Here is a 14,064-nt window from a genome sequence, read left to right as displayed (position 1 = left end):
GGGGTGTTCCCCGGCACGACGTACGAACCCGACTGGTTCGGCCTGCTCGGCCGCGAGGTGCTCCGCGAGCGCCGGGCAGCGCTGATCGCCGAGGCGTGCGCGTGGAGCGTGGGCCTGTCCGACCGGCCGCACCACCTGCGGCTGCGCGGCCGGCTGGTGGCCACCGGCTCGACGATCGGCGACCGCGCCGCGCACGGCCAGCCGCTGTCGGGGGAGGAGGACGGCCGCATCGAGCTCGGCGACGCCCGCCCCGGCAGCTTCCAGGACGCGCTCAACGCCGTCGACGCCGACGGTGTGGTGTTCGCCGACCGGTTCGACCGGGAGGTGATCGAGCCGTTCGTGCACGAGACGTGCGTGCTCGCCGCCGACCGCGCCCGCCGCACCCGGCCGGTCCAGTGGGCCGAGCTGCTCGACGAGCTGGGGGAGGACCCCGGCGACGCCGACCCGGCCGACGTCCTGCGGGCCGGCGAGTGGGAGGAGCCGCTGCGCACCGAGGCCGAGCACCTCGTGCTGGCCGCGCTGGGCCGCGCGCCGCTGCTGGAGGTGGAGTCCGAGGGGCTGCCGCTGTCGCTGGTGCGCGCGGCCGAGGCCACCGCGCGGGCGGCGGCGGAGCCCTCGCCGCCGCGGGAGCCCGACGAGGACCTGTCGGGCGCGCTGTTCCTCGCGCTGGCCGCCGTCCGGGAGTCCGGGCTGCCCACGCCGGTGCCGCCGGACGGTGCCGGCCGGCTGGTGGCGGTCCTGCTCGAGCAGGGGCTCGAGCCCGGGGAGGTCACCGGGGTGCTGCCGCACCTGCCGCTGGCGCCGGGCACCGCCGACGCCGTCGCCGGGCTGCTGCCCGACGACTGAGCGGGTGCGGTCGCCCCAGGACTACAGCGGCAGGCCGGTGTAGTTCTCGGCCAGCTCGCGGGCGGCGGCCTCCGACGAGCACACCCGGCGCAGCTGGGACAGCTGCAGCTCGGCGTCGAACGGGTCGCCGGTGGTGTGCAGCATCGAGGTCATCCACCAGGAGAAGTGGGTGGCCCGCCAGACCCGCCGCAGCGCCGTGTCGGAGTAGGCGTCGGCGAGGTCGGTCTCCTTCTCCTGCAGCAGCCGCACCAGCGCGCGGGAGAGCAGGACGACGTCGGCGACGGCGAGGTTGAGGCCCTTGGCGCCGGTGGGCGGCACGATGTGCGCGGCGTCGCCGGCGAGGAACAGCCGGCCGCGGCGCATCGGCGTGCTGACGAACGAGCGCATGGGCAGGATCGACTTCTCCAGCACCGGGCCGGTGCTGATCTCCCAGCCCTCGTGCGCGAACCGGGTGGCCAGGCCCGACCAGATGCGGTCATCGGACCAGTCCTCGATCCGCTCCGACGGGTCCACCTGCAGGTACAGCCGCGACACCGACGGCGAGCGCATCGAGTACAGCGCGAACCCCTCGGGGTGCCAGGCGTAGATCAGCTCGTCGGTGGCCGGGGCGGCGTCGGCCAGGATCCCGAGCCAGGCGTAGGGGTAGGTGCGCTCCCACAGCCGCTGCGCAGTGCCCGCCGCGACGACGGCGCGCGACGGGCCGTGGAAGCCGTCGGTGCCGGCCACGACGTCGCACTCGAGCACCTGCGCGACCCCGTCGGCGTCGGTGAACCGGATCCGCGGGCTGTCGGTGTCGACGTCCTCGATCGCCACGTCGGAGACCTCGAAGTGCAGCGGCGGGCCGCCGGCGAGCTGGGCGGCGACCAGGTCCTTGACCACCTCGGTCTGCCCGTAGACCCAGACCCGGCGGCCGCACAGCGCGGGGAAGTCCAGCGTGGCGCGGGTGCCCGGGTACTGCAGGTGGATGCCGCGGTGCTCGAGGCCCTCGCGGTGCAGCCGGTCGCCGTGCCCCGCCTCGGTGAGCACGTCGACGGTGTTCTGCTCGAGGATGCCGGCGCGGATGCGGGCCTCGACGTAGGCCCGCGAGCGGTTCTCCAGCACCACCGAGTCGACGCCCTGCAGCGCCAGCAGCCGCGACAGCAGCAGGCCGGCCGGGCCGGCGCCGATGATCCCCACCTGGGTGCGCATGCCGGCGAGTGTGACCCGGGCGACGCCCCCGGCGACACCGCGTCCTCCCGGTCAGCGGAAGGGCGCGGTGCGGGCCAACGCCCGCCCGATGCCCCGCGCGGCCACCTCCAGCACCGGCACCAGCCGCGGCAGGTCGCGCCGGTGGCTGGGGACGACGATGCCCAGCGCCGCAGCGACGACGGTGCTCCCGGCCCGCTCCACCCGCACCGGCACGGCCACCGACAGCGTGCCCAGCGACATCTCCTCGGCGGTGCGCGCCCAGCCGCGCCGGCGGACCTCGCCGAGCTCGCGACGCAGCCGCCCGGGGTCGACGACGGTGTGCCGAGTGGCTCGCACGGGCGCGGCCAGGGCCTCGGCGACGACGTCGTCGGGGGCGGCGGCGAGCAGCACCTTGCCCACGCCGGTGGCGTGCAGCGGCAGCCGGCTGCCGACCTGGCTGACCACCGGCACCGACTCGCGGCCGGAGATGCGCTCGACGTAGAGCGCGCTCGTCCCGTCGCGGACGGCGAGGTGCACGGTGTCGCGGGTGGCGGTGTGCACGTCGAGCAGGAAGGGCGCGGCCACCTGCCGCAGCTCGAGGGAGACGGGGGCCAGCAGGCCGAGGTCCCACAGCTTGCGGCCGATCTCGTAGCGGCCGTCGGCGCGGCGGGACAGCGCGCCCCAGCCGGTGAGCTCGGCGAGCAACCGGTGCGTCGTCGTCAGCGGGGTGCCCGACCGCTCGGCGATCTCGCTGAGCGACAGCCGGGGGGCCGAGGCGTCGAAGGCGTCGAGGATCGCCAGCGCGCGGGAGGTCACCGACCGGCCGCGCTCCGCCGAACCCCCTGCCACGCGCGCAGTCTCCCACCCAGCGGAAGCCCCGGGACCGGGGCCTTGCCGCTCCCACCGGCGGACCGGTGTGCTGGGCGCGACGCCCGGGAGGTGGGCATGACCGAGTCCGTCCGGCTGCCGCTGGCCTACCACGACACCGCGGTGGCCAGCTCATACCACCTCGCCTCGGCGGAGGCGGTCGCCGCGCTGCTGCCGCGGCGGGGCGGCCGGCCGCTGCTGCGGCCGATCCCGCTGCCCGGCGGCCGCACGCCGGTGGCGGTGCACGCCTACCGCTACCGCACGGTCACCTGGACCGGCGCCGACGGCGCGACCCACACGGTGGCGCCCTACGGCGAGGTCGGGGTGACCGCCGGCGTCCTCGCCGGGCCGGCCGCGCGGGGCGGGGCCCGGCCGGCGACCGGGGGCTTCGTGCTGCAGCTGCCGGTCACCTCCCGGGAGGCGCGCGACCTCGGCCGCGGGGCGTGGGGGCTGCCCAAGTGGCTCGGCGACATGGACTTCCTCGACGCCCCCGCGCTGCAGCGCGTCCGGCTGTCGGAGGCCGGCGCCGAGGTGCTCACCCACACCGTGCGGACCCGCGGCCCGGCGCTGCGCGGCAGCCCGTCGCGGACGCTGTGGTCGGTGCGGGACGGGCGGCTGCTGGAGACCACCATCCCGGTGGCCGCCCGGTGGCAGGCGCACCCGGGACCCGGCGGGGCCGAGCTCGTGCTGGGCGAGCACCCGCTGGCCGAGTGGCTGCGCCGGCTGGAGCTGTCCTCCTCGGCGCTGACGGCCTTCCGCGCCGTCGGGTACCGCAGCACGCTGCCGGCGGGCCGGCCGCTCGGGGCCGTCGACGGCGTGTCGGCCGCCCCGTTCCCCGGCAGCGACGCCGCGTTCGGCCGGTTCACCGTGGCCTACCCCGGCACCGGGCCTCTACCCCAGTACCGCGAGGCAGCCGTCCTCTGACGTGCTGGAACGGCCCCGCTGGCAGGGGCCCGCCGCGAGCCTGCGAGCGGTGGAGGGCAGTGGGGTCCTTCGACTGGATCAGGCGGACGCGAGCTCCGCGTCCAGCGTCGCCCACGGGCCGAGCGCCGCGCCGGCGGCACGCTCGCGCGCCTCCTCGTCGGGACCCAGCACGCCGCGCAGCGCCTCGCGGAGCCGGTCGGCCAGCGCCTGGTGCGGGGTCCACCGCGCCACCCCGAGCCCGGCGCGCGCGGCCTCGGCCGCGCCGACCAGCCGGGCGGCGGCCGCGGTCCGGCCCTGCGCGAGGGCCAGCCCGGCGAGCACCTCCAGGCAGGAGGCCAGCCCCTCCAGGTCGCGGGTGCGGCGGTGCAGGGCCGCGGCCTCGTCCAGCCGGGCCCGCGCCCGCGCCAGGTCTCCGCCCATCAGCGCGGCCAGCGCGAGGGTGTCGGTGAGCAGCGCGGCGAGCTGGTCGTCGGCGGCGGCGCGGGCCAGGCCGAGCGCCTCCGTGGCGACGCGCTCGGCCGCGGGCAGGTCACCGCCGGCCAGCGCCACCGCGCCGCGCAGCATCGCGCTGAAGGCCACCGACCAGCCGTCGCCGCTGCGGCGCAGGTGGTCGAGGCCCTCGTCGAGCAGCGGGACGACGCGGGGGTCGCCGGGCGGCAGGGTCATCGCCCGCGCGCCGAGCGCGTGGCCGAGCAGCCAGGCGTCGTCGCGGGCCCGGGCGTCCTCGACCACGCCGTCGACCAGCGGCGCCGCGGTGTCCGGGGAGCCCAGGGCGATCCGCATCGCGGCCCGCGACCAGGTCAGCCGCCCGGCGAGGTCGGGGGGCAGGGCCGCGGCCGAGGGCAGCGCCGCGGTCTGCTCGGCCAGGCCGGCCATGTCCGGCAGCATCCCGCGCGCCCACCACCAGCGGGTCAGCGGCGCGGTCAGCCGCACGGCGAGCTCGGCCCGGTCGGTGGCCACCGCCCAGCGCACCGCGGCCCGCAGGTCGGCGGTCTCGGCGTCGAGCCGGGCGCGCCACAGCTGCGCCGCCGGGCCGGCCAGCCCGGCGGCGGCGTCGGCGCCCATCGCGGCCAGGTGCTGCGCCCACCGGACGCGGGTGGCCTCCTCCTCGCCCCGCTCGCGCAGCCGCTCGGCGGCGTAGGCGCGCACCAGCTCGAGCATGCGGAACCGCGGCTCGCCGTCGCCGGTGTCGGTGGGGGTCACCAGGCTGTGCCCGACCAGGTCCGACAGCGTCTCGACGACGTCGAGGTCGCCGCCCACCGCCTCGGCGGTGTCGAGGGTGCAGCCGTCCGCGCACACCGACAGCCGCGCCAGCAGCGCCCGGCCGCGCTCGTCGAGCAGGTCGTGGCTCCAGGCGATCGTGGCCCGCAGGGTGCGCTGCCGGTCGGGGACGTCGACGTCGAGGTCGCCGAGGTCCAGGGCGCGGTCGAGGCGGGCCAGCAGCAGCCGCGGGGGGAGCGTGCGCACCCGCGCGGCGGCCAGCTCCACCGCGAGCGGCAGCCCGTCGAGGCGGCGGACGAGCTCGGCGACCGGCCCGGCCGTGGCGTCGGTGAGGGTGAAGGAGGGGTCGGCCTGCCGGGCGCGGGCCACGAACAGCTCGACGGCGGGGACGTCGCGCACCGCGGCGGCGTCCCCGGCGCCCCGGGCCGGTGTCCCGAGCGGCTCGATCGGCACGTCGTGCTCACCGCGCAGCCGCAGCACGGTGCGGCTGGTGACCAGCAGCTGCGTGGCCGGGCAGCGGGCGAGCAGCGTGGCCAGGTGCGGGGCGGCCGCGGTCACCTGCTCCAGGTTGTCGACGACGAGCAGCGCGGAGCGGCCGGCCAGCCGGTCGGCCACCAGCTCGAGCAGCGGGCGGCTGCCCTCGGCCGACACCCCGACCGCCTCGGCCACGGCCCCGGGGACGTCGGCGGGGTCCCGGACGGCGGAGAGGTCGACGAACCAGACGCCCTCCCGCTCGTCCTCGACCGCGGCGGCCGCGGCCAGCGCCAGCCGGGTCTTGCCGATGCCGCCCGGGCCGGTGAGCGCCACCAGCCGCACCGCGTCGTCGCGCAGCAGGCCGGTGACGGTGGCCAGCTCGGCGGCGCGGTCGACCATCGGCGTGGGCGGTGTGGGCAGCCAGCCGGCCGCCAGCCCGGACGGGGCGCCCACCGGCCGGCCGAAGCGCTCGCTGAGCAGCACCGCGAGGTCGTCGGCCACCCGGTCGGCGAGCTCGGCGGGGTCGCGGTAGGGGGTGGTGGAGACGCCGCCCTCGGACTGCACCCGCTCGAGCAGCGCGCGCAGCCGCGGGTCGCGGTCGGGCGCCGGCGTGCGGACGTAGAGCAGCCGCGGCATGCCGGCGGACAGGTCGAGCTCGTCCTCCAGGCCCGAGACGGTCATGCCCGGGCCCACCCAGCCGTACCTGTCGCCGTAGACGCCGACGAACACCTCGCTCTGCTCGAGGTAGGCGCGGTACAGGTCGCGGGGCGGGTGCGGCCGCGCGCCGAGCTCGAACATCACCGGGGTCAGCCGCAGGCGGGCGATGGCGTCGCGGACGGCGCGCCGCTCGGGGGCGAGCTCCTCGAGCGTGGAGGACACGAAGACCCGCAGCCGCCGGTCGGGGGTCGCGATGGCGGGCGGAGCGGCGCCGGGGACGTCCGCCGCTGCGGTCACGGGCACCTCCCGCCCGGTCGCCCGGCGCCCGGACGGTCCGGGTCGCCGACGCGGCGAGTCTATGGCCTGGGGCGCGGGGCCCGGGCACGGCCGAGACGTCCCGTATCCCGGTGACAGCGCCCCTGCCACGGTGGTTGCATGACGGCGCCCGACGACCGCACGGGGGACGCGCGCACTCGGAGACCCTCGTGCACCGTGCCCTGAGACAACCCCTTCCCCCCGGTCCCCGCGGGGCGACGTCGTGACCGGCCACGAGCCCGGCGCCGCGCTGGTCGTCGTCGCCCGCGACGCCGGCGTCCGCACGGCCACCACCCGGGAGCTGGAGCGCCGCTACGGCAGCGACTACCGGGTCCTCGCCGGCGACGACCCGGCCGAGGTGGAGGCGGCGCTGACCGCCGCCGGCGACCCGCCCGTGGCGGTGCTGCTCGGCGGGCTGGGCGAGGCCGACCCCGACGGCCTGGAGGTGCTGCGGGCCTGCCACGGCCGGTACCCCGGCGCGGTGGCGGTGGCGCTGGTGCGCTGGGGGGCCTTCGAGACCGCCCGGCCCATCTTCGAGGCGATCACCGTGGGCCAGCTCGACCGCTGGGTGTACGCCCCGCAGGGCCGCGCCGACGAGGAGTTCCACCGCTCGGTCACCGAGATCCTCGACGAGTGGTCCTCGCGGCGGGGCGGCGGGTTCGAGGCGGTGCGGATCATCGGGGACCGGTGGGACCCGCACGCGCAGCACCTGCGCGACCAGATGACCCGCAACCGCATCCCGATCGGCGTCTACGAGGCCGGCTCGCCCGAGGGTCGCGCGATGCTCGCCGACCTGGAGCTCCAGCAGCCCCGGCTGCCGGTGGTCGTCGTCCGCTTCCGGCCGGAGCACACCGTCCTCGAGGCCCCGACCGACCTGGAGGTGGCCGAGGCGTTCGGCCTGTTCGACCCGCTGGACACCACCGCCGTCCACGACGTCGCCATCGTCGGTGCCGGGCCGGCCGGGCTGGGCGCCAGCGTCTACGCCGCGTCCGAGGGGCTCGACACGCTGCACCTGGAGTGCGAGGCGGTCGGCGGGCAGGCCGGCACGAGCTCGCTGATCCGCAACTACCTCGGGTTCCCCACCGGCGTCAGCGGCAGCCGGCTGGCGTTCTCCGCCTACCTGCAGGCGTGGGCGTTCGGCACCACGTTCTCCTTCATGCGCACCGCCACGGCGCTGACCACCGAGAACGGCCTGCACCGGATCACCCTCAACGACGGCTCGGTCGTGCAGGCGCGGACGGTCGTGGTGGCCACCGGCGCCGCCTGGCGGCGGCTCGGCGTGCCGGAGCTGGAGGCCTTCACCGGCCGCGGCGTCTTCTACGGCGCGGCGGTCAGCGAGGCACCGGCGATGGCCGGCCGGCACGTGTTCGTCGTCGGCGGCGGGAACTCGGCCGGGCAGGCCGCGGTCTACCTCTCGCGCTACGCGGAGAAGGTGACCCTGCTGGTCCGCCGCGCGTCGCTGACCGAGACGATGTCGGACTACCTCATCCGGGAGCTGGTCGCGCTGCCGCGGGTCGAGATCCGGTACCGCGCCCAGGTGGTCGGCGGGAGCGGCACCGACGTCCTGGAGACCGTCGTGCTGCGCGACCTCGACACCGGCGCGGAGACCGAGGAGGCGGGGATGCTGTTCGTGATGATCGGCAGCGAGCCGCGCACCGACTGGCTGGCCGGGACGCTGGCCCGCAACCGCTGGGGCTTCCTGCTCACCGGTTCCTCCCTCGCCGACGACGACGCCGCCCCGGCGTGGCCGCTGGACCGCCCGCCCGCGCTGCTGGAGACCAGCACGCCGGGGGTGTTCGCGGCCGGCGACGTGCGCCAGGGGTCGGTCAAGCGGGTGGCCTCGGCGGTGGGGGAGGGCGCGCTGGCCGTGACGCTGGTGCACGCGCACCTCGCGGAGCTCTCCGGCGCCGCGGCCGGGACCTGACCCCGCCGCCTTCCGCCCAGCGGAGAGGAGCGCTTGGGAGCCGTCCCGGCCCGGCCGTACGTTGCCGGTATGACCCGCACCACCCCCGCGACGGCTCCGGCGGGGCTGCACCTGCCCCGCTACCTGCGCGAGGACCCCGCCGCGCGCACCCCCGTCGGCTTCGCCGACTACCGCAGCACCGCGGTGCGCGCGCCGCTGCGGACCCCGGTCGACCTGCCGCACCGGCTCACCGAGGTGACCGGCCCGCTGCTCGGCGAGGACCGCGTGCGCCCCGAGGACGCCGACCTCACCCGGCGGGCCGGCGGGGAGGCCGTGGGGCAGCGCATCGTCGTCCACGGGCGCGTGCTCGACAGCGACGGCCGGCCGGTGCCGCACACGCTGGTGGAGGTCTGGCAGGCCAACGCGGCGGGCCGCTACCGGCACGTCGTCGACACCTGGCCGGCGCCGCTGGACCCGCACTTCGACGGCCTGGGCCGGGTGCTGACCGACGCCGAGGGCCGCTACGAGTTCCTCACCGTCAAGCCCGGCGCCTACCCGTGGCGCAACCACGACAACGCCTGGCGGCCGGCGCACATCCACTTCTCGCTGTTCGGCCGGGCCTTCCCCCAGCGCCTGGTCACGCAGATGTACTTCCCCGACGACCCGCTGTTCTTCCAGGACCCGATCTACAACGCGATCCCCGAGGCCGCGCGGCCGGCGGCGGTCAGCCGGTACGACCACGCCCGCACCGTCGAGTCCTGGGCGCTGGCCTTCGAGTGGGACATCGTGCTGCGCGGCGCCGAGCAGACGCCGTTCGAGACCGAGGACGACGGGGACGTCGCGTGAGCGCCCGGCTGCCGCTCACCCCGAGCGCCACCGTCGGGCCGTACCTGGCGATCGGGCTGACCTGGGAGGGCGGGGAGTTCGTCGTCCCGGCCGGCACCCCAGGCGCGATCTGGATCCGCGGCACGGTGTTCGACGGCGAGGGCGCGGTCGTCCCCGACGCGCTGGTCGAGACGTGGCAGGCCGACCCCGACGGCCGCTTCGACCACCCCGACGACCCGCGCGGCGCCGTCGCGTTCCCGGGCTTCCGCGGGTTCGGCCGGGCGCAGACGGTGCCCGACGGCGAGTTCGCCGTCTGCACCCTCAAGCCCGGCCGCGTGCCCGACGGCGAGGGCGGTCTGCAGGCGCCGCACGTCGACGTCTCACTGTTCGCCCGCGGCCTGCTCGACCGCGTCGTCACCCGCGTCTACTTCGCCGACGAGGCGGAGGCCAACGCCGCCGACCCCGTCCTGCGGGCGCTGCCCGAGGACCGCCGCGCCACGCTGCTGGCGACGCCCACCGACGACGGCTACCGCTTCGACGTGCACCTGCAGGGGGACCGCGAGACGGTCTTCTTCGCCGTCTGAGCGCGGCGGCGCCGGCGGTGGGGAGGACGACGTGACGGGTCTGTTCGCCGGCACCTTCGCCCGCGGCGGTGCGGCGGCGGCCGTCTCCGACGACGCCTGGATCCGCGCCCTGCTGCGGGTGGAGGCGGCGCTGGCCCGGGCCGCGGCGTCGGTGGGCCTGGTGCCGGCGACCGCGGCCGACGCGGTGGCGGCGGTGTGCGCCGACCCGTCGCGGCTGGACCTCGCCGGTGTCGTCGCCCGCGCGGCCGACGCGGGGAACCCGGTGCCGCCGCTGGTGCGCGCGCTGCAGGACGCGGTGGGGGAGCGCGACGCCGTCGCGGTGCACGTGGGGGCCACCAGCCAGGACGTCGTCGACACCGCGCTGGTGCTGCTGGCCCGCGCGGCGGTCGCCGCGCTCGACGCCGACCTGGCCGTCGCCGCGGACCGGTGCGCGACCCTGGCGCGCGAGCACCGCGACGACCTGGTCGTGGGCCGGACGCTGATGCAGCAGGCGCTGCCGACGACGTTCGGGCTGAAGGCGGCGACGTGGCTGGCCGGGCTCGACGGCGCGCGGCTGCGGCTGGCCGAGGTGGTGGCCACGCTGCCGGTGCAGTACGGCGGGGCGGTGGGCACGCTGGCGGCGTCGTCGGGGGCCGGGGTCGCGGTGCGGGCGGCGCTCGCGGGGGAGCTCGGGCTGGTGGCGACCGCCGTGCCCTGGGCCACGGTGCGGCTGCCGGTGGCCGACCTCGCCGGGGCGCTGGGCGCGACCGCCGGGGTGGTCGCGACCGTCGCCGTCGACGTGGTGCTGCTGGCGCAGTCGGAGGTCGCGGAGGTCGCCGAGGCGGGGGAGGGGCGCGGCGGGTCGTCGGCGATGCCGCACAAGCGCAACCCGGTGGCGGCGATCTCGGCGCGAGCGTGCGCGCGGCGGGCGCCGGGGCTGGTGGCCACGCTGCTCGGCGCGATGGAGCAGGAGCACGAGCGCGCGGCCGGCGCCTGGCACGCCGAGTGGCCCACGCTCACCGACCTGCTGGTCGCGGTGGGGTCGGCGGCGTCCTGGCTGGCCGAGAGCCTGCGCGTCCTGCGCCCCGACGTCGCGCGGATGGCGGCGACCGTGGCCGCGGCCGGCGAGGGGGCGCTGGCCGGTGCGCTGGCCGAGGCGCTGGCGCCGTCGCTGGGCCGGGGCGCTGCGCACGACGCGGCCGCCGCGGTGGCCCGGGAGGCGCGGGAGCGGGGACGGCCGCCGGCCGAGCTGGTCGCCGCGCGCGAGGACGTCGACGCCGCCGCGGTGCTCGCCGCGGCCGCACCGGACGTGGGGGAGGCCGGCGCGCAGGTGGACGCGGCGCTGGCCGAGCACGAGAGGCTGGTGGAGGGGGCGCCGTGAGCGCGGTCGAGGTCAGCTACACCGTGGACGGGCCGGCCGACGCGCCGGTCGTCGTCCTGTCCAACTCCCTGGGCGCCACCCGCGGGATGTGGGACCCGCAGGTGCCGGCGCTGGCCGAGCGCTACCGGGTGGTCACCTACGACACCCGCGGGCACGGGGAGTCCCCGGCGCCGCCCGGGCCCTGCACCGTCGACGACCTGGTCGACGACGTGCTGGCGCTGCTGGACCGGCTCGGGGTGCGGCGGGCGCACGTGGCCGGGCTGTCGCTGGGCGGGATGACGGCGCTGCGGCTGGCCGCGCGCGAGCCGGCGCGGGTGGACCGGCTGGCGCTGCTGTGTACCTCGGCCGCGCCCGATCCGCAGGGGTTCCTCGACCGGGCGGTGCAGGCCCGCGCGGGGGGCACCGCGCCGCTGGCGCCGGCGATCGTCGGCCGGTGGCTCACCCCGGCGTACGCCGCGCAGCACCCCGACCTGGTGGCGCGGCTGGAGGCGATGATCGCCGGGGCCGACGACGAGGGGTACGCCGCGTGCTGTGAGGCGGTCGGCACCTTCGACGGCCGCGGCGACCTCGCCCGGGTCACCGCGCCGACGCTGGTGGTGTCCGGCGCGCAGGACCCGGCGCTGCCGCCGCCGCACCAGCAGGCGATCGCCGACGGGATCGCCGGCTCGACGCTGCTCACCGTCGATCCCGGCGCGCACCTGCCCAACCTGGAGCAGCCGCTGGAGGTCACCGGGGCGCTGCTGGCCCACCTGGACGCGGCGGGGCGGCACGCGTGAGCGAGGCGCCCCTCGACTCCGACGACACCCGCCGCGAGGCGGGCATGCGGACCCGGCGCGAGGTGCTCGGCGACGCGTGGGTGGACCGGGCGGTGGCGGGCACGACGCCGTTCACCGCGGACTTCCAGGACTTCATCACGCGGACGGCGTGGGGCGACGTGTGGCAGCGGCCGGGGCTGGCGCGGCGGGAGCGCAGCATCGCGACGCTGTCGATCTGCGTCGCGCTGCGGCACTGGGACGAGTTCGCGCTGCACGTGCGCGCCGCGGTGCGCAACGGGCTCAGCGAGGCCGAGATCGCGGAGGTGCTGCAGCACGCCGCCGTCTACGCCGGGGTGCCGGCCGCCAACCACGCGTTCACGGTCGCCGCGACCGTGCTGGCGGAGCTGCGCGCCGGCTGAGTGCCGGCACCGAGATCGGCGGTCTCGTGGCGATCTGCGGCTGATGGCCACGAGTCCGCCGATCTCGCGGTCCGGGGCTCCGCCAGAGTGCATGCGGCGCGGGGCCACGACACCTCGGTGAGGATCGGGACGGCAACGACCCGAGCGAGAGGACCGACGTGGCACTCCTGGACGACGGCGCGTGGCAGGGCAGGGTCTGGACCGGCGCGTGGACCGACGGCTCCGGCGGCACCTACGACGCGGTGGAGCCGGCCACCGGCGACGTCATCGCGCCGGTCGGGCGGGCGACCCCCGAGGACGTCGCCGCGGCTGCCGGCCGGGCGGCGCGGGCGCAGCGTGCCTGGGCGGCCGCGCCGTTCGAGGAGCGGGCCCGCGTCCTGCGCCGCGCCGGTCAGGTGCTCGAGGAGCACGCCGACGAGATCACGGGCTGGCTGGCCCGGGAGTCCGGCGCGATCCGGCCCTTCGGCGACTTCCAGGTCCACACCAGCGCGCAGGAGTGCTACGAGGCCTCCGCGCTGCCGGGCCTGCCCTACGGCGAGGTGCTGCGCACCGGCGCCCCCCGGCTGTCGTTCGCCCGCCGCCTGCCGGCCGGCGTCGTCGGCGTCATCGCGCCGTTCAACGTGCCCACCATCCTCGCCATCCGCGCCGTCGCCCCGGCGCTCGCGCTCGGCAACGCCGTCGTCCTGAAGCCCGACCCGCGCACCGCGATCTCCGGCGGCGCGCTGTTCGCCCGGGTCTTCGAGGAGGCGGGTCTGCCGGCCGGGGTGCTGCAGGTGCTGCCCGGCGGCGCCGACGTCGGCGAGGCGCTGGTCACCGTCCCGCAGACCCGGGTCATCGCCTTCACCGGCTCCACGAGGGCCGGCCGCGCGGTCGGGGCGCTGGCCGGGCAGCACCTCAAGCGGGCGCACCTGGAGCTCGGCGGCAACTCCGCGCTGATCGTGCTGCCCGACGTCGACGTCACCGCCGCGGCGAGCGTCGGCGCGTGGGGCACCTTCGCCCACCAGGGGCAGATCTGCATGGCCACCAGCCGGCACCTCGTGCACGAGTCGATCGCCGAGGAGTACACCGCCGTGCTCACCGAGAAGGTCGAGGAGCTGCCGGTCGGCGACCCGTTCCGCGAGGAGGTGGCGCTCGGCCCGCTCATCGACGCCGGCCAGCGCGACCGCGTGCACGGGCTGGTCACCGCCAGCGTCGAGCGGGGCGCCACGGTGCGCACCGGCGGCACGTACGAGGGGCTCTTCTACCGGCCGACGGTGCTCGGCGGCGTCGCCGTCGACCACCCCGCCTACGCCGAGGAGATCTTCGGCCCGGTCGCCCCGGTCACGCCCTTCTCGGGCCTCGACGAGGTCGTGGACCTGGCGAGTGGCACCGAGTACGGGCTGTCCCTGGGGATCCTCACCCGCGACGTCGCCGCCGGTCTCCAGCTCGCCGAGCGCATCCCGAGCGGCCTGGTGCACGTCAACGACCAGACGGTCAACGACGAGGCGGTCGCCCCGTTCGGCGGCGTCGGCGCCTCCGGCACCGGCTCGCGCCACGGCGGCCCGCAGGCCAACGTCGAGGCGTTCACCGAGACCCAGTGGGTCACCGTGCGCGGCGACCTGCCCGCCTACCCCTTCTGACCGCCCACCCCCCGGGGGGGGGGGGGGGGGGGGGGGGGGGGGGGGGGGGGGGGGGGGGGGGGGGGGGGGGGGGGGGGGGGGGGGGGGGGGGGGGGGGGGGGGGGGGCGGCGGGGGGCTCGGGGGGGGG

Annotated in this window: 12 protein-coding genes; 9 read left to right on the top strand and 3 right to left on the bottom strand. The window is 77.9% G+C overall.

Going from position 1 to position 14,064, the window contains the following annotated elements:
• The first annotated feature begins 3 nt into the window (after positions 1 to 3).
• Entirely contained in the window at positions 4 to 846 is an 843-nt protein-coding gene (locus ACI8AD_RS11960) for a hypothetical protein (RefSeq protein ID WP_456870744.1), read from the top strand.
• A gap of 21 nt (positions 847 to 867) precedes the next feature.
• Here the strand turns inward: ACI8AD_RS11960 and ACI8AD_RS11955 are convergent, their stop codons facing one another.
• Positions 868 to 2,034: a 4-hydroxybenzoate 3-monooxygenase gene (locus ACI8AD_RS11955; protein ID WP_456870743.1), complete on the bottom strand. Its 1,167-nt coding sequence runs from the start codon at positions 2,032 to 2,034 to the stop codon at positions 868 to 870.
• Between the two features lie 51 nt (positions 2,035 to 2,085).
• Positions 2,086 to 2,862: an IclR family transcriptional regulator gene (locus ACI8AD_RS11950; RefSeq protein WP_456870742.1), complete on the bottom strand. Its 777-nt coding sequence runs from the start codon at positions 2,860 to 2,862 to the stop codon at positions 2,086 to 2,088.
• 96 nt (positions 2,863 to 2,958) lie between these two features.
• On the opposite strand from ACI8AD_RS11950, the gene ACI8AD_RS11945 reads away from it, so the two are divergent.
• Complete coding sequence (locus ACI8AD_RS11945) at positions 2,959 to 3,804, top strand: acetoacetate decarboxylase family protein (RefSeq protein ID WP_456870741.1); 846 nt, start codon at positions 2,959 to 2,961, stop codon at positions 3,802 to 3,804.
• 78 nt (positions 3,805 to 3,882) lie between these two features.
• Here the strand turns inward: ACI8AD_RS11945 and ACI8AD_RS11940 are convergent, their stop codons facing one another.
• Entirely contained in the window at positions 3,883 to 6,453 is a 2,571-nt protein-coding gene (locus ACI8AD_RS11940; RefSeq protein ID WP_456870740.1) for an ATP-binding protein, read from the bottom strand.
• A gap of 241 nt (positions 6,454 to 6,694) precedes the next feature.
• Between ACI8AD_RS11940 and ACI8AD_RS11935 the strand changes: the two genes are divergently transcribed.
• The 7 genes from ACI8AD_RS11935 to ACI8AD_RS11905 all read left to right on the top strand — a co-directional run bounded on the left by ACI8AD_RS11935 (position 6,695) and on the right by ACI8AD_RS11905 (position 13,936).
• A complete protein-coding gene (locus ACI8AD_RS11935; RefSeq protein ID WP_456870739.1) occupies positions 6,695 to 8,395 on the top strand; it encodes an FAD-dependent oxidoreductase in 1,701 nt (566 codons plus the stop codon).
• Positions 8,396 to 8,464: 69 nt separating this feature from the next.
• Positions 8,465 to 9,220: a protocatechuate 3,4-dioxygenase subunit beta gene (gene pcaH, locus ACI8AD_RS11930; RefSeq protein WP_456870738.1), complete on the top strand. Its 756-nt coding sequence runs from the start codon at positions 8,465 to 8,467 to the stop codon at positions 9,218 to 9,220.
• Entirely contained in the window at positions 9,217 to 9,783 is a 567-nt protein-coding gene (gene pcaG, locus ACI8AD_RS11925; protein ID WP_456870737.1) for a protocatechuate 3,4-dioxygenase subunit alpha, read from the top strand. Before pcaH ends, pcaG begins: the two co-directional genes overlap by 4 nt.
• A gap of 31 nt (positions 9,784 to 9,814) precedes the next feature.
• Positions 9,815 to 11,143, top strand: coding sequence for a 3-carboxy-cis,cis-muconate cycloisomerase (gene pcaB, locus ACI8AD_RS11920; RefSeq protein ID WP_456870736.1), 1,329 nt, complete (start codon positions 9,815 to 9,817; stop codon positions 11,141 to 11,143).
• Entirely contained in the window at positions 11,140 to 11,919 is a 780-nt protein-coding gene (gene pcaD, locus ACI8AD_RS11915) for a 3-oxoadipate enol-lactonase (protein WP_456870735.1), read from the top strand. The genes pcaB and pcaD overlap by 4 nt, the downstream gene beginning before the upstream one ends.
• Complete coding sequence (gene pcaC / locus ACI8AD_RS11910; protein ID WP_456870734.1) at positions 11,916 to 12,317, top strand: 4-carboxymuconolactone decarboxylase; 402 nt, start codon at positions 11,916 to 11,918, stop codon at positions 12,315 to 12,317. The genes pcaD and pcaC overlap by 4 nt, the downstream gene beginning before the upstream one ends.
• Positions 12,318 to 12,475: 158 nt before the next feature.
• Complete coding sequence (locus tag ACI8AD_RS11905) at positions 12,476 to 13,936, top strand: benzaldehyde dehydrogenase (protein WP_456870733.1); 1,461 nt, start codon at positions 12,476 to 12,478, stop codon at positions 13,934 to 13,936.
• Positions 13,937 to 14,064 lie beyond the last annotated feature (128 nt).

This window comes from Geodermatophilus sp. SYSU D00766, from assembly GCF_054049915.1.
The sequence above is the reverse complement of the archived record's forward strand: the minus strand, read 5'-3'. Positions and strand labels throughout refer to the sequence as shown.

Excerpts from the sequence above, each read along its gene's own strand:
- ACI8AD_RS11955 (WP_456870743.1), bottom strand. The coding sequence starts at position 2,034 with ATGCGCACCCAGGTGGGGATCATCGGCGCCGGCCCGGCCGGCCTGCTG.
- ACI8AD_RS11945 (WP_456870741.1), top strand. The coding sequence starts at position 2,959 with ATGACCGAGTCCGTCCGGCTGCCGCTGGCCTACCACGACACCGCGGTG.
- pcaH (WP_456870738.1), top strand. The coding sequence starts at position 8,465 with ATGACCCGCACCACCCCCGCGACGGCTCCGGCGGGGCTGCACCTGCCC.